The sequence below is a fragment of the Rhodococcus sp. C-2 genome (assembly GCF_027854095.1).
GTDB lineage: Bacteria > Actinomycetota > Actinomycetes > Mycobacteriales > Mycobacteriaceae > Rhodococcus_F > Rhodococcus_F qingshengii.
The window spans coordinates 374071-389019 of sequence record NZ_JAQGFI010000004.1 but is presented as its reverse complement, the minus strand read 5'-3'; the positions used below and the strand labels follow the sequence as shown (position 1 = coordinate 389019).

Annotated in this window: 13 protein-coding genes and 1 tRNA gene; 9 read left to right on the top strand and 5 right to left on the bottom strand. The window is 62.3% G+C overall.

Going from position 1 to position 14949, the window contains the following annotated elements; translation table 11 throughout:
- Positions 1–24 precede the first annotated feature (24 nt).
- Genes PCS43_RS10955 through PCS43_RS10940 form a run of 4 tightly spaced genes read left to right on the top strand, consistent with a single transcriptional unit; the run spans position 25 to position 3468 of the window.
- Positions 25–807 carry an ABC transporter ATP-binding protein gene (locus PCS43_RS10955; protein ID WP_003942349.1) on the top strand — a complete coding sequence of 261 codons (783 nt, stop codon included), beginning with the start codon at positions 25–27 and terminating at the stop codon, positions 805–807.
- Positions 804–1709, top strand: a complete 906-nt coding sequence (locus PCS43_RS10950) for an ABC transporter permease (RefSeq protein ID WP_007731277.1) — start codon at positions 804–806, stop codon at positions 1707–1709. Before PCS43_RS10955 ends, PCS43_RS10950 begins: the two co-directional genes overlap by 4 nt.
- Positions 1706–2776: an isopenicillin N synthase family dioxygenase gene (locus PCS43_RS10945; RefSeq protein WP_073512804.1), complete on the top strand. Its 1071-nt coding sequence runs from the start codon at positions 1706–1708 to the stop codon at positions 2774–2776. The genes PCS43_RS10950 and PCS43_RS10945 overlap by 4 nt, the downstream gene beginning before the upstream one ends.
- 47 nt (positions 2777–2823) lie before the next feature.
- Positions 2824–3468, top strand: a complete 645-nt coding sequence (locus tag PCS43_RS10940) for a GntR family transcriptional regulator (RefSeq protein WP_007731273.1) — start codon at positions 2824–2826, stop codon at positions 3466–3468.
- A 4-nt stretch (positions 3469–3472) separates the two neighbouring features.
- Here PCS43_RS10940 and PCS43_RS10935 read toward each other — a convergent pair whose 3' ends face one another.
- Both PCS43_RS10935 and PCS43_RS10930 read right to left on the bottom strand, forming a co-directional pair.
- Positions 3473–4249 carry an esterase/lipase family protein gene (locus PCS43_RS10935; protein ID WP_047271665.1) on the bottom strand — a complete coding sequence of 259 codons (777 nt, stop codon included), beginning with the start codon at positions 4247–4249 and terminating at the stop codon, positions 3473–3475.
- A gap of 73 nt (positions 4250–4322) precedes the next feature.
- Positions 4323–4396: transfer RNA gene (locus PCS43_RS10930), tRNA-Met, on the bottom strand.
- A 450-nt stretch (positions 4397–4846) separates the two neighbouring features.
- On the opposite strand from PCS43_RS10930, the gene PCS43_RS10925 reads away from it, so the two are divergent.
- A complete protein-coding gene (locus PCS43_RS10925; protein WP_003942299.1) occupies positions 4847–5401 on the top strand; it encodes a transglycosylase family protein in 555 nt (184 codons plus the stop codon).
- Between the two features lie 89 nt (positions 5402–5490).
- On the opposite strand, the gene PCS43_RS10920 is transcribed toward PCS43_RS10925, so the two are convergent.
- On the bottom strand, positions 5491–8466 hold the full coding sequence (locus PCS43_RS10920; protein WP_030534991.1) for a UPF0182 family protein: 2976 nt from the start codon (positions 8464–8466) through the stop codon (positions 5491–5493).
- Positions 8467–8634: 168 nt separating this feature from the next.
- Between PCS43_RS10920 and PCS43_RS10915 the strand changes: the two genes are divergently transcribed.
- A complete protein-coding gene (locus PCS43_RS10915; protein WP_003942343.1) occupies positions 8635–9237 on the top strand; it encodes a PPA1309 family protein in 603 nt (200 codons plus the stop codon).
- Between the two features lie 26 nt (positions 9238–9263).
- On the opposite strand, the gene PCS43_RS10910 is transcribed toward PCS43_RS10915, so the two are convergent.
- Positions 9264–10286 carry a YlbL family protein gene (locus PCS43_RS10910; protein ID WP_037130086.1) on the bottom strand — a complete coding sequence of 341 codons (1023 nt, stop codon included), beginning with the start codon at positions 10284–10286 and terminating at the stop codon, positions 9264–9266.
- 123 nt (positions 10287–10409) lie between these two features.
- Here PCS43_RS10910 and PCS43_RS10905 point away from each other — a divergent pair, with 123 nt between their 5' ends.
- From PCS43_RS10905 to PCS43_RS10895, 3 genes are all read left to right on the top strand, one after another.
- Entirely contained in the window at positions 10410–11810 is a 1401-nt protein-coding gene (locus PCS43_RS10905) for a zinc-dependent metalloprotease (RefSeq protein ID WP_003942352.1), read from the top strand.
- A gap of 98 nt (positions 11811–11908) precedes the next feature.
- Positions 11909–12823 (top strand): hypothetical protein, encoded by a 915-nt coding sequence (locus PCS43_RS10900; protein WP_054187618.1) that lies wholly within the window; start codon positions 11909–11911, stop codon positions 12821–12823.
- A 4-nt stretch (positions 12824–12827) separates the two neighbouring features.
- Positions 12828–14171, top strand: coding sequence for an ABC1 kinase family protein (locus PCS43_RS10895; protein ID WP_007731259.1), 1344 nt, complete (start codon positions 12828–12830; stop codon positions 14169–14171).
- 26 nt (positions 14172–14197) lie between these two features.
- Here the strand turns inward: PCS43_RS10895 and PCS43_RS10890 are convergent, their stop codons facing one another.
- On the bottom strand, positions 14198–14521 hold the full coding sequence (locus PCS43_RS10890) for a WhiB family transcriptional regulator (RefSeq protein WP_003942321.1): 324 nt from the start codon (positions 14519–14521) through the stop codon (positions 14198–14200).
- Positions 14522–14949: the final 428 nt, after the last annotated feature.

The window sequence follows — 14949 nt, the reverse complement described above, 5'->3', positions numbered from 1 at the left end:
TGCATTATTGAACCGGAGGCTCAGATGGAACTCGCGAACACGATGCAGGATGCCGACGCTCGCAAGCTCACCGCACCGATGCAGATGGTCTTTTCCGATGTCGTCAAGAAGTTCGATACCGGCACTGTCGCGCTGGACGGCATCGATCTGAACGTGGAGCGAGGAGACTTCGTCGCCGTGGTCGGACCCTCCGGCTGCGGCAAGTCGACTTTGTTGCGCATGGCGGCCGGCCTCGAGCGACCGACCAGCGGCGCGGTTGCCCTCGACACCGAATCAGTTGGCTTCATCTTCCAGGAGCCGACTCTCCTCCCCTGGCGAACCGTGCAGGCCAACGTCGAATTGTCCGCCGAACTCGGTGGCGGCGACAAAGCAGCCCGAAAGTTGCGCGCCGACGAGGCAATTCGCGCAGTGGGCCTGGCGGACTTTGCGAAACAACTGCCCAACGCGTTGTCGGGCGGAATGAAGATGCGTGTCTCGTTGGCGCGAGCGCTCACCCTCGCACCTGCTGTGATGCTGCTCGACGAACCTTTCGGTGCTCTCGACGAGATGACACGACTGGAGATGCAGGTAGAGCTGCAAAGGCTCTACACCGACAAGGGGTTCACCTCGATGTTCATCACGCACTCGGTATCCGAGGCCGTGTACCTCGCAAACAAGGTGGTCGTCATGACCGCCCGGCCCGGACGAATCCATTCGGTCGTGGACATCGATTTCCCGTACCCGCGTAGCCCGGAACTGCGCTACGACGCCCGATACACCGAACACGTCGCCGAGATCTCGGCCAGTCTCCATGGGAGCTCACGATGACCGAAGTCCTTGCAGTGCAACAGGGCACCACCGCACGCAATTCCGCCGTTCGCACTGATTCTGCGACCGCCGCGCGAGCACAGTCACAGCCCGGACGGCCCTCGCGAATGAGAGCGCTCGGCACCTTCCTGCTCTATCCGCTGCTCTCACTTGCCGGCGCGGTCGCAGCGTGGTCGATCGTCAGCTACCTCGTTCTCTCCCCGGAACGTCGATTTCTCCTTCCGCCGCCGAGTCAAGTACTGACAAAGTCGCTACTCGACTGGAAACACCTCTCTCCCATGCTCGAAGCCCTCGCAGTGACGGCACAGGTAGCACTGGTCGGCTTCGTGGTCGCGGTGGCAGTCGGCGTCGGAACCGGCGTGCTGATGAGCCAGGCCAAGTGGATCGAGCGGATCGTCTATCCCTATGCCGTTGTGCTGCAGGTCATTCCCATCCTCGCCATCGTCCCCCTCATCGGGCTCTGGTTCGGCTACGGCATGACCGCGCGCACCCTGGTGTGCGTTCTCATCGCAGCCTTCCCGATCATCACCAACACACACTTCGGATTGCAATCGGTCGATCGCGGACTGCACGAACTGTTCACCCTCGGCCGCGCGTCCCGTTGGGATCGATTGGTGAAACTCGAACTGCGAGCGGCAATGCCGGCTATTCTCACCGGCATCCGCACCGCCTCCGGCCTTGTTGTCGTCGGTGCCATCATCGGCGACATGTTCTTCGCCAAAGGACAACCCGGGATCGGAACGCTGCTCGACGTCTACCGAAGCCGCCTTCAGTCCGAGGATCTGATCGCCGCGATCGTGATCGCGTCGGTGTTCGGTGTCCTCGTCTTCTCTGCCTTTGGATTCCTCTCACGTGTGCTCGTCGGTAAGTGGCACACGTCCGGCCGCAAGGACTTTAAATGACCCACGAAACTCCTGTCTTCGAGATCCCTGCGATCGATATCAGCCCGTACCTCCGCGGCGAGGCAGCGGTTGCAAACGCCACCAACAGCACTGCCTGTGCGGAAGTGGCAGCTCAACTCGATCGCGCGTGCCGGGAGGTCGGATTCATACAGATTGTCGGACACAGCATTCCACGATCGGCGACCGAAAGACTGGCCGACGCTCTCGACGAGTTCTTTGCTCTCCCACTGACGGTGAAGAACAACTATCGCCGTCCCTCGTCCGAGAACCGCGGCTACTCACCACCGAAATCGGAATCACTCAGCATGAGCCTGGGCGTCGCCGCTGCGAACCAGATGAACGATTTCTACGAAGCAATAGTCGTGGGCACAGAGGTGAGCGACTATCCGGGCGTCGACCTACCCGAGTCCAGCTACGCCGCCAACACCTGGCCCGTGGCCGCGCCCGGATTCCGACCGGCAATCGAAGAGTATTTCCGTCATGCCCAGGGCTTGGCACGAATCCTGATGTGCGCCTTTACCGACGCTCTCGGATTGCAGCCCGGGTACTTCGATTCGATGCTCGACCATTCGATCGACGCGATGAAGATGAACAACTACGCACTGCCCGAGGGCGAGATCCGCATCTCCGGCGACATGACGGGAATGGGCGCTCACACCGACTTCGGAATCTTGACCATCCTGTGGGCAGATCAAGTTCCGGGCCTTCAAGTTCTGAGTGCCGACGGCGTATGGCACGACGTCCAACCTGCCGACGGCGCACTCTTGATCAACCTCGGCGACGCGATGGCACGCTGGACGAACGACCGATGGCGCTCGACAGTGCACCGAGTCGACCCACCTATCGTCGATGGTCAGATCATCCGACGTCGCTCTGCCGCATTCTTTTTCGACGGGAACTACGACGCCGTCATCGAAGCACTGCCAGGGACTCTCACACCGGGCGAAGTGGGATACCCGCCGATCACGATCGCTGAGAACATCGCGGCCAAAGTGGCCGGACTGAAAGGCGCGACGGCGCCCGACGTCGACAGTCGCAACGCTGACCGGGTGCGCGCCGCTGGATAGCGCTCCCGGGTACCGTCGACATCGTGCAGGATCGAAGTGAGGACAAGATGACCACCACCGAACGAGCTTTACTCACCGAGTCTGTGCACGAGACACTTCGCGAACTGATCTTTTCGGGAGAGCTGGCGCCGGGGACACCACTGAGTGTTCCCGCGCTGGCGAGCAAGCTCAATGTCAGTCGAACGCCGGTCCGCGAGGCCGTGCAGCAGTTGATCTACGAGGGCATCGCCGTCCACACACGGAATGCGGGTGCAAAAGTCGATTCGCTGGACGCGGAGTCTCTGCGCGCGGTCTTCGAGGTGCGTGAGGTACTCGACGGTCTCGCGGCGTTCAACGCCACGGCCAATGCCACGCACGAAACCGTGTCACAGCTGAACAAGATGGTGCAGGTGCAACGCGAACTTCTCGAGAGCCCGCCGGATCAGCGTCGGGATTCGAAGCTCGACCTCGAGTTTCACACCTTGATTCGTGAGACTGCATGCAATCACCCACTCAGCGAAGCCCTGCATCGTCTGGATGGACAGTCACATCTCTACCGTTCGGACATGTGGAGCCTCGAGCTCAATCGGCGGATCGCTGTCACCGAGCACGCTCGTATAGTCGCGGCCATCGAATCGGGTGACGCCTTGGGGGCGAGGACTGCCGCGAGCGCACACGTAGCCGGGCTACTCGTCCGAACAACCCGGACCTGAAGCTTTACCGAAATGACGGAAACAGCGTGTCAGGCCAGGTGATGTCGCCGTCGTTCTCGTCCACGAACGTACCGACACAGTCTCGCTCCAAAGCGCTGATCGCTCCCGAGATGACCTCTGGATGCTCGAGCTCGGTGAGATGGTCTCCTCCGGTTCCGGCCCCGGGAACGCCATCGACGTACACCCGGCACTGGCCCCCGTCCAACCGACCGTCCGCCCACTCGCCCGAACTCTGCACCACCGAATAGTAGGCAGATCCAGGAGTGTCCTCACCGGCATTGAGCTTGGTGAGAACTTCGGAGAACATGCAGGTGTCGTAACCGTCGGCAGGGCCTTGTACGCAGCCACCGGGGCTACCGTACTGTGGCGCACCGATGGCGACGAATGAATCCACTACTTCGGAGCCACCGAGGAACTTCGCGTAGTACCGGGAGCTCAGTCCACCCGCACTGTGCGCGATCACCCCGACGGAGTCAGCGCCGGTAGCGTAGGAGCGAATCGAATCCGCAATCAGCTCGGCGTCGGCCGCAATCATCTTGCCGGGTGCGTCGACGAAGTGTGTCTCGTAGCCCGCAGCGCTCAGTGCCTTGTCGAGGGCGCGGTAGGTCGCCTGGTGCGTTTCTCCCGAGTTGTAGAGCTGCTGCCCCGGAACGATGAAGACCACGCGCTTCGCATCGGTGATCCGCCCACCGGCGGCAGCGCTTCCTGCCGAGAACGCCAGAGCGGTGGTCACCAGCGAAGTAGTCACCGCCATCGCCAAGAGAATCTTCGAGAGTCGCACGTCGCCACCCTACGACGGCTGCGCACAAAAAAGGACCGCCGCACTGGATTCCAGTGCGGCGGTCCTTTTCTAGTAGCGGGGACAGGATTTGAACCTGCGACCTCTGGGTTATGAGCCCAGCGAGCTACCGAGCTGCTCCACCCCGCGATGCATGGACAAAGTTACACGAGCAGGTGAACGGAACGCAAATCGCCTGCGCTGGAGCGAAATACACGCCTGAAAGTCGAAGAATCGGGTGACTGGGTTCACAAAATGCCCGTGAGCATCAACACATAACAAACATGTAACGAACGCACGTCGAAACGGCATCGGAAAGGCTCTACCAGCACAAACGCTAAAATTTTGGGTCGAGAGCAGACCAGACAGTCCGGAAAATTGCGAATCGACCCTCGTTCGACGCTCCCGTACGGTCGGTCCCGGCCCGAATCAACCGGGCGAACGCCGACCCGCCGCTGCTCCACTCTGCCCCGCGGGATCGGAACCCCCGAAACCTTCGAGGGGCAGAGACACGGAGAGACAAGCGCCCGGGAAAGTCAGCATCATCGCCGACCCGCAGGCCCGCCGATGTCAGCAAGCGCGGAGAGGATTTACCCCGACATGACGTACACCAGCATCAGCAAGCGTGCATTCGGCACATTGGCAGTAGCCGGCGCACTTGTCGCAGTGCCCCTCACCATGAGCACCGGCACCGCTTCCGCAGCCACCCACAACTGGGACGGCGTCGCACAGTGCGAGAGCGGTGGCGACTGGAACATCAACACCGGAAACGGCTACTACGGCGGCCTGCAGTTCTCGCAGAGCACCTGGACCGCCAACGGTGGCACCGGCTCGCCCGCCAACGCTTCCAAGGAAGAGCAGATCCGCGTCGCCGAGAACACCCTGCAGAGCCAGGGCCCCGGCGCATGGCCCGTCTGCGGCCAGCGTCTGACCGTCGCGAGCGAGCCTGCAGTCGAAGAAGCTCCCGCCGCAGCACCGGCTCCCGTCGCCGAGGCACCCGCAGTTGCTCCCGCCATCGAGATCCCGGCCGAGCTCAAGCCCGCCGCACAGCAGGCTTACGACACCGCTCGTGACCTCGCCGGCCAGTACGGCTTCGCCGCACAGTTCCAGCAGCTCTCCGATGCCAACGCACCGATCGTTGCAGCACTGCGCTGATTCAGCTCGTACAGCTTCACCTGAGAACACAAGAAGGCCCGCCATCCGATCGTATGGCGGGCCTTCTTGTGACTCACGAACGAGGTCGACTAACTGGGCGGCAGCGCCTGGTAAGCGTCAACCGCCTTCTGCAGGCGATCCAGCGCGGCTCCGTAACCACTGAAGTCACCAGTCTGTTGCGCAGACTTCAGTGCATCCATGGCAGCGTTGACCTCTGCCAGAGCCTTCGACACGTCTTCCGATGATGCCGGACCTGTAGGCGTCGTCGGCGCCGTCGGCGCGGGGGTGGTCCCGGTTCCCGCCGGCGGTTCCGTCGTGGCAGTTCCACCCGGTGCGGTGGCAGCACCCGCGGCTCCACCATTGTCGAAGACCTGATCGAGCGCCTCGGCCAACGTGGATGCGTAACCGACACGAACCCTGCTGCCCGCCTTCGCAGACTCCTGGTAACTCACCAGAACTCGGGAAAGCTGCGGGAACGAAGTCGTCGTGTTACTTCGCTCGGTATACATGGGTTCGACGTAGAGAATTCCACCCTCTGCGATCGGCAAGGCCAACTGGTTGCCGTATCGGATCGTGTTGGTTCTCTCCAGCAGTGCCTTCTCCGAGCCCACGCGAGCATCCGAGATCATCGAGTTCTGCGACTGTGACGGACCCTGCGTCTGTTTGTTGACGGGCAACTGCAGAACAGTGATCTTGCCGTAGTCCTTCGGATCCGAATTCACGGTGATGTAAGCCGACAGGAAGTCTCGCTGGAATCCCACCATCGGACTTGTGAGCCGGAACGACGGCGCGCCGGTTTCCTGGTCCCCCACCATCACGTAGTACGGCGGTTCATTTTCCTTCGAATTCTCCACCGTCGGCTCGTTGGGCACCGACCAGAAAGCGTTGTTGGTGAAGAATTCGGTCGGATTGTCGACGTGGTACTTCGCCAACATTTCCCGCTGAACCTTGAACAGGTCTTCGGGATAGCGGAAGTGTGCCCGCAGATCGTCCGAGATGTCACTCTGCGGCTTGACCGTGTCCGGGAACACACCCTTCCACGCATTGAGTACCGGGTCGTTGTCGTCGACCTGATAGAGCGTCACGGTGCCGTCGTAGGCATCGACGGTTGCCTTGACCGAGTTGCGGATGTACGAGACTTCCTTCTTCGGCAACAAACGACCGGTCGTTGCATCCACACTGTCCGCGACCAGTCCGTCCAGCGAACTGCGCTGTGCGTACGGGTAGTTCTCCAGCGTGGTGTACGCATCGACGATCCAGACGATCTTGCCGTCGACTGCGGCCGGGTACGCATCTCCGTCAGTGGTCAACCACGGAGCAACCTGACCGACGCGATCGCGAGGATCACGGTTGTAGATGATCTTGGAATCCGAACCGACGGCACCCGAGAAGAGAATGTTCCTCTCCGTGTACTTCGCCGCGAAAGCCAAGCGATTGACCCAGTTTCCGATGGAGACGCCGCCGGAACCGGTGTAGGTGTACTTGGTCTGCTCCGTGTCGTATTCGCGAGCTTCCGAACCACCGGCACCACCGACGATTGCGTAATCGTCAGCGCCTTGACCGATGACCTCGCCGTAGTAGATGCGCGGTTGATCGACCTTGATGACCTGTGTTCCCGCGTCCTGCGAGGCGATGTCGCTGACCGTGTAGATCGGGTAGCCCGCATTGTTGTTGTTCGCGTTGTCCTTCGTCGGGTCCAGGACCGGCGCAGTGATCTTGTTCGCCGGAGCGGCCACCAAGCCGTCGCCGTGGGTGTAGACCGTGTGCTTGTTGATCCAGTCCGTCTGGTTTCCCTGCAGGTTGTTCGGTGAGATCTCACGCGCCGCCACGATGTAGTCGCGCATCTCACCGTCGATGTCGTAGCGATCGATGTCGAGCGAGGGCGGGAACCCGTAGAAGTTCTGACGCTGTTGCTGCTGGGTGAAAGTGGGCGACAGAATGTTCGGATCGAGGAGACGAGCATTGGCAATAGTGGTGACGTCTGCCGGCACTTCGCGCGGAATTGCGTCGCCGTCACCCGAGTAAGGCTGATATGTGACCTTGTCGTCCGTGATTCCGTAGGCCTGCCTGGTAGCCGCGATGTTCCGCTCGATGTACGTACTCTCCTTGTCCGCCGCGTTGGGCTTGACGGAGAACTGCTCGACGATCATCGGCCAGACTGCGCCAACGAGCACGGACGAGAGAACCAACAGAGCAACGGCCATAGCCGGGATACGAAGGTCGCGGGTGAAGATCGCAGCGAAGAAAGCCAAAGCACAGATGATCGCGATGGACATCAATATCAGCTTTGCCGGGAGCACAGCCATGATGTCCGTGTACCCCGGGCCGGTGAACGTCGGCTCTTTACGGCCGCTCGAAAGCAACGAGTAACGATCGAGCCAGTAGGCGACGGCCTTCAACAGCACGAAAGTGCCGGCCAGAACAGCCAACTGCACACGAGCGGCGGTAGTGAACGTCCCCGCTCGTCCGGCCAATTTGATTCCACCGAAAACGTAGTGGGTGATCAGATTTGCCACGAAAGCCAGCAGGATCGAGACGAACAACCAGTTGAGAACGAAACGGTAGAACGGCAGATCGAACGTGTAGAAGCTGACGTCCATGTTGAACTGCGGATCGGTGATACCGAATGCCTGGCCGTTGAGGAACAACTGGATAGTGACCCAGTTGGCCTGCGCGATGAGACCGGACAGGATGCCGATCGCTACCGGAATGATCACGCCGAACAGACGAAGACGCGACATGACGGTGGTGCGGTAGCGCGCGATCGGATCATTGGGCCCGGAGACCGGGACGAACACCGGGCGTGCGCGGTACGCGAGAAGCATCGCGAGCCACACGATGGCGCCGACGACAATTCCGACGACCAGGAAGAGCACGAATCGCGTCAACAGAACCTTGGTGAAGACACCGCGGAAGCCGACTTCGCCGAACCACAACCAGTCCGTGTACATGCCGATCAGTCGCGGCCCCACGAGCAGCAAGGCCGCCACTACGACAGCCACCACCAACAAGATTCGACTGCGTCTGGACAGAGAGGGTAAACCTGCGGGGGGCCGCATGCCCACGTGCCACGCTCCAAGATTTGGCGACGCCGTGGCGTCGCAACCGATTGCATCGATCACTGCGGCCACGCCCGAGTGGACTTGGCCGTTTCCGACCACTCTACGTAACAACGGTCACGGGTTGACAACACGGAGAGCGGGGAGCCGGACAGAAGGTGGGAGGATGAAGGCGTGAGTGAAGAGAATATGAGCAGATCACCGAGTGCCCTCGCCCGGTGCGTTCATGAAGTTGTCGACCACATCGACGCCGAAGGCTGGGATCAGCCGCCGAAGCTATACGCGTTGGTACCCACCGAGATGCTCGCCGCGGCCGAACCCGGACTGCTCGACCAACTCGCCGAGGGCGCCGAATACACACCGATCGAACAGGAATCGCTTCCCGAGGACATCATCGGCGGTTCACGGGCACTCGACGAGTTCCTGGCAACGACGCATTGGCCCGAGTCCGTGCAGGGTTGCATCCTGGTGCAGGAGATCGTCGTCCTGCCGCCCGAGGCGGAATCGGATCTCGACCACGCCACGGCGCCGGTGTTGACCGATCAGCACGCGGCGGACGAGGTCGCTCGACTGACGGCCGACGCGCATCCCGATCGACGCGAGGCTCGACTGTTCGTCGGCGTGCTCCGTGACGGTCCCTCGCTGTCGCTCCTACAGATGCGTCCCGACGAGGATGCGGATCCGTACGGTGACTTGGAACTGCTCACCTACGACGGTCTTGCACCTCACCTCGTGCACGCCCTGTACGCGACGCTCGACGAGGTCGAAGAAGACTGACAGAGTCGTCGGCGGCCAGGCAGCTTTCAGCAGCGGGGTGCGTCGCCACCCGTGTTGAGGCTTTCGAGTGAGTCCACTGCGCCGGGCAGGTTGTCGACCTTGACGAGTCGAAGCCCGTCCGGCGCATTCTGTTTCGCCTCGTCACAGTTCTGGGCCGGCACGAGGAAGGTCTCAGCACCGGCTTCGGACGCGGCGATCAACTTGTACCTGATGCCGCCGATCGGACCGACCTCGCCGTCGGAGTCGATGGTGCCCGTTCCGGCTACGAACTTTCCGCCGTTGAGCTCCCCCGGAGTCAGCTTGTCGACCAAGGCCAGTGTGAACATCAGTCCGGCAGAAGGACCGCCGATGTCGGCGAGATTGAACTGCACGGTGAAGGGAACGTCCGGGACCTCGCTGGGTGTGACGCCGAGGTAACCCGATTCGGGCTTGTTGGGCCGCGCCCCGACGGTGACCGGCACAACGGTCTCCACACCCTCACGAAGGACGGTGACGTCGATCGCGGTGCCGGGCGCGATCGCACCGACCGTGTCCTGAACGCCGGTGATGGTGGTTACCGGAGTGTCGCCGATCTTGACCAGGACGTCGCCTTCTTGCAGGGCACCCGCAGCGGGACCGTCCGGAGTCACCTTCGAAACAGTCAGTGCCACCGGCTTGCCGAGAAAGTGCAGTGCCGCCAACTCGGCACTGTCCTCGGACTGCTGGAAGTCGGCGGTGTTGGCCTGCTGAATCTCTTCCTTCGACTTCTCGGGCGGATAGATCTCCGAGCGAGGGACGAGTCCGTTGCTGCCACTCGCCCACAGTCCGAACGCTTCGAAGATGTTGAGGCCGTCGCGAACCGACACCGTTGTCATGTTGAGGTTGCCGTCGGTGGGATCGACCTCGGTCCCCTGGATGTCCACGACGGGCTTACCGTCGACGTCGCCGAGCGTGTTGAAGGTGGGGCCCGGACCGAGTGCGACATAAGGAACAGTGACCATTGTTCCGACGACTCCCAACACGACGATGGGTGCGAGTGCGGCCAAGAGCGTCACTATCCGTCGATTCACCTGATCCAGAGTAAAGCGCGAAGGCTCCGGAGCACCGATCGCACCGCCTGAGCGCCGTGCGTGTTCGCCGTCAGCGTGACTCGGAGGGCGACTCCGACCGCTCGAGCCTTGTACCGTTGAGGTATGAGCAATATGCCGTTCGGCTTCTCCAACTCCGACGACGATCCCGATCGCGACAAGAACGCGGCGGGTGGCAATCCGTTCGGGGGTGGTGACATGCCGTTCGGGTTCGGCGCGGGCGGTGAGGGATTCGATCCGGCTCAGCTCGGCCAGATGCTCACCCAGTTCGGGCAGATGCTGAGCGGAATGGGCTCGTCGATGGGCCAGGGCGGTACGTCCGGCCCGGTCAACTACGACATCGCCAAGAAGCTGGCACGCCAACAGATCGGATCGGTCACACCGATCACCGAGGGCAACGTCAAGGCGATCGCCGACGCCGCGCACCTGGCCGAGATGTGGCTGGACGCTGCGACAACGCTCCCTGCCGGAGCGAGCCGCACTCTTGCGTGGACTCCGAACGACTGGCTCGACAACACGATCGACACCTGGAAGCGACTCTGTGATCCGGTGGCCGAGAAGGTAGCGGGCATGTGGGTCCAGGGTCTTCCGGCCGAAGCACAGCAGATGGCTGGCCCGATGCTGGGCATGCTCGGCCAGATGGGCGGACTCGCGTTCGGCTCGCAATTGGGCCAGGCACTCGGCCAACTGTCCACCGAGGTGCTCTCCTCCACTGACATCGGCCTGCCCCTCGGCCCCGAAGGCACCGCGGCCCTTCTCCCGGCTGCGGTTCAGGCTTTCAGTGAGGGTCTCGAACAGCCGCATCAGGAAGTTCTGGTCTTCCTCGCCGCGCGGGAAGCCGCTCATCAGCGCCTTTACAGTCACGTTCCGTGGCTGCGCCAGCGTGTTCTCGCGACAGTGGAGGAATACGCCCGCGGAATCACCATGGACTTCTCGGCGATGGAAGAATTCGCCAAGGACCTCGATCCATCCGCTCTCACCGATCCGAGCAAGCTCGAAGCGCTGATGCAGCAGGGCACGTTCGAGCCGCAGAACACACCGGAGCAGAAAGCCGCTCTCGAACGTCTCGAGACTCTGCTTGCGCTGGTCGAGGGTTGGGTGGAGACGGTCGTCACCGCCGCACTCGGCGAGCGACTGCCTGGTGTTGCCGCGATGAGTGAGACGTTGCGGCGTCGCCGCGCTACCGGCGGCCCCGCCGAACAGACCTTTGCGACGCTGGTCGGACTCGAACTTCGTCCTCGCAAGGTCCGTGAAGCGGCCGGTTTGTGGCAGAAGCTCACTGCGGAAGCCGGTATGGACGTTCGCGACGGCGTCTGGTCGCATCCCGACCTGATGCCCGATTCGAGCGATCTCGACGCACCGGACGGATTTGTCGCCCGTGTCCTCGGCGCCGGCGAAGCCGGTAATTTCGACGACCCGATAGCCCAGCTCGAAGCCGTCGTGGCAAAAGAGCGTGCGGCCGAGGAAGCGATGGACAAGACCCGCGAGGACGACGAAGAGAAGTAATCCCTTCTCGACCGATTTTCGCAGATCAGCCGCGATGACCGCCTGTGGATAACTGCCGCTGACGGGGACTCGCCGAGGGCCCGTCGTGCCAGCATCGAATGATGACCGGTCACACACACGACGACACCAGACAAGACAGCACTTCACAGCGATCCGCGGGACCTCGATGGGACCCGCGGATCGCTGTTCTGTCGCGCCCGGATGGTCGACTGCAGCTGGGATGGACCCCCGGACGTGCCGTCCTGCTGACTCTGCCTGTCGGGGTCGACGATCGCGCGGTGAAGTCGATCCTGCGCAAAATGGACGGCTCGAGATCCCGCGCAAACATCCTCTGGGAAGCGTCGAGGCTCGGGATTCCCACGTCCGTGACGGAGGAGTTGCTCGAGCAACTCGCCGATTCCGGTTTCGCCCACACTGCCCGCAGAAGCACCGCGACGGTCCGGATTCACGGTGTCGGTCCGCTCTCTGACGCCATCGAGCGCGCACTGGTCACCGGCGGGGTCAGCACGCGTCGCTCGCGCGGGTATCGCAACACCGACGTCGTGCGCACGTGGAACGAACAACTGGTGGTCCTGAGCGACGACGTCGTGACTGATCCTCGTCTGGTCAGCGATCTCGTTCGCTGCGGACTCCCCCACCTTTCCGTCCGCATCCGCGACGGCAACGGTGTGGTCGGTCCTCTTGTCCTGCCTGGTCAGTCGAGTTGCCTGCGGTGCGCCGACATCCTCCGATCCGAACTCGACCCTCATTGGCTTCATCTGTCCGCGCAGCTACTCGGCAGCGCCGGCCACGCGGAATCGGCGATGATCCATGCAAGTGTCGCGCTGGCTCTGGCCGAGATCGACTCCGCATTATCCGAGACAGCGGCGACGCATGCGGCCAGTCTGTCGTCGACGCTCGAGATCGCGCTCCGTCCGTATCGGATCACAACCAGGCGCTGGCCTCGGCAAATATCCTGCAGTTGCCAATACCTGGCACCTGTTTCGGGCAAAGGACGCCCCAGTCAGACATGATGGTGTGGTGTCCGAGATCCCACGCAAGAGTTCTGCCCGTACTGCCAAACTCGCGAGCATCCCCCTGGGGATGGCCGGTCGCGCCGCCATGGGCTTCGGACGCAAGCTCGCCGGCGGCGACAAAGGCGAGATCGACGCGCAGTTGAGCGCGAAGGCGGCCGAGCAACTGTTCGCGGTGCTGGGCGAACTCAAGGGCGGCGCGATGAAGCTGGGCCAAGCGCTCAGCGTCATGGAGGCGGCAATTCCGGAGGAATTCGCCGAGCCGTACCGCGAGTCGCTGAACAAGCTCCAGGCCGCCGCCCCGCCGCTGCCGACCAAGCAAGTCCACAAGATGCTCGACCAGCAACTCGGAACCAAGTGGCGCGACCGATTCCAGTCGTTCGACGACGAACCGACCGCGTCGGCAAGCATCGGGCAGGTTCACCGAGCCGTCTGGGCGGACGGCCGCGACGTAGCCGTGAAAGTTCAGTACCCCGGCGCCGACGAAGCTCTACGCGCCGATCTCAAGACCCTGGGCAGATTTGCCGGTCTCTTCGGTTCGGTCATGCCCGGTGTCGACGTACGGCCCGTGATCGAGGAGTTCACCGCGCGCACGGAGGAAGAACTCGACTATCGGATCGAGGCGAACAATCAGCGAGCTTTTGCCAAAGAGTTCGACGGAGATCCCCAATTCGTGATCCCGCACGTCGTGGCGAGCGCGCCGAAAGTGGTCGTGACCGAATGGATGACGGCAACCCCGTTGACCAGAATCATCGAGAGTGGAACGCCGGAGCAGCGCAATGCGGCCGGTGCACTACTCGCCGAATTCCACTTCGCGTCTCCGGCCCGTGTCGGATTGCTCCACTGTGACCCGCACCCCGGCAATTTCATGCTTCTCGAGGACGGCCGACTCGGCGTCATCGACTTCGGTGCTGCTGCGCCGTTCCCGAACGGACTGCCACGGGTTCTCGGCACGATGGTGCGCTTGGCTGTCGAGGAACAATTCGACGAGTTGACGGAGTTGTTGCGCGCCAACGGTTTCGTGATCCCCGGACGCACGGTGACCGACAAGGAGATCGCGGATTACCTGCGACCCTTCACCGACCCGATCCAGACCGAGTCATTTCACTTCACTCGGGCATGGCTGCAAAAGGCCGCCGGAACCGCCACTGACTTCAACAGTGCGCAGTTCCGAACGGCCCGTGCACTCAACCTTCCGGCCGAGTATTTGATGATCTTCCGTGTTCTTCTCGGTTCGGTCGGCATATGCGCCCAGTTGGACGCATATGCCCCGTACATGGAAATCCTGACTCGTTGGTTGCCAGGGTTCGCGGAGCCGGTTCTGGATGACACCGGCTCCGCCGAATAAGACACCGGCTCCGCCGAATAGGGCTCTCACGCGCACACAAGTTGCTTGCGTGGGCGCCCTCTCGGTCTCTTGCGCGCTATGACGGCCCCCTGATCGAGGATCTCGCCGCCCCACACCCCCCACGGCTCGGCGCGGTCGAGAGCCGCACTGAGACAACGGGAACGGATGGGGCACTGCGCGCACAGTGCCTTCGCCTGCTCGAGTTCGGCCGGAGCTTCGGCGAACCAGAGATCGGGGTTGGATGCCCGGCACGGCAGGTCGCGGCGGGTGGACGCGACCTCGATGAACGTGACTGCAGCCGAAGTGACGTCGGTGGAAGTTACTGCAGTGGTGGAGTTTTCGGATTCCACGCGGATTGTCTGGGCAGACAACTCGGTCTCCTAGTGCTCGGATGCGAAACTGTGTCGCACGATATGGGTTCGATGGGTGCGAACCTGAGCCGAGTCGGAAACCAGATGAAGAGGGCTATCCAACACAAAGGCCACGGTCCGCAAGTGCTGCGGGTCCGTGGCCGTAAGTGAACGGATGTGTCCTACCGAGAAATACCTCGATGGCTTAAGAACACGGACTCGACAGCTGCTTTCTTTGCTGCTGCTTGAGGGCGCAGGCGGAGCGCATGCTGCGCCCATCCCGCTGCACGCGGCAGCATGGGGGCGGCAACAGCGAACTTTGCGCTTGCGCACGCTTCGTAAGAGATCAAGTTCGTCATTTTTTTGCCACCTCCATTTCGTGTCGGTCCGGATAGTTTCTGCGCACAGGTTGCCCCGTAACACTGAAA

Coding starts and splice junctions, on each gene's coding strand:
- PCS43_RS10955 (WP_003942349.1), top strand. CDS start 25: ATGGAACTCGCGAACACGATGCAGGATGCCGACGCTCGCAAGCTCACC.
- PCS43_RS10950 (WP_007731277.1), top strand. CDS start 804: ATGACCGAAGTCCTTGCAGTGCAACAGGGCACCACCGCACGCAATTCC.
- PCS43_RS10945 (WP_073512804.1), top strand. CDS start 1,706: ATGACCCACGAAACTCCTGTCTTCGAGATCCCTGCGATCGATATCAGC.
- PCS43_RS10940 (WP_007731273.1), top strand. CDS start 2,824: ATGACCACCACCGAACGAGCTTTACTCACCGAGTCTGTGCACGAGACA.
- PCS43_RS10925 (WP_003942299.1), top strand. CDS start 4,847: ATGACGTACACCAGCATCAGCAAGCGTGCATTCGGCACATTGGCAGTA.
- PCS43_RS10905 (WP_003942352.1), top strand. CDS start 10,410: ATGAGCAATATGCCGTTCGGCTTCTCCAACTCCGACGACGATCCCGAT.
- PCS43_RS10900 (WP_054187618.1), top strand. CDS start 11,909: ATGATGACCGGTCACACACACGACGACACCAGACAAGACAGCACTTCA.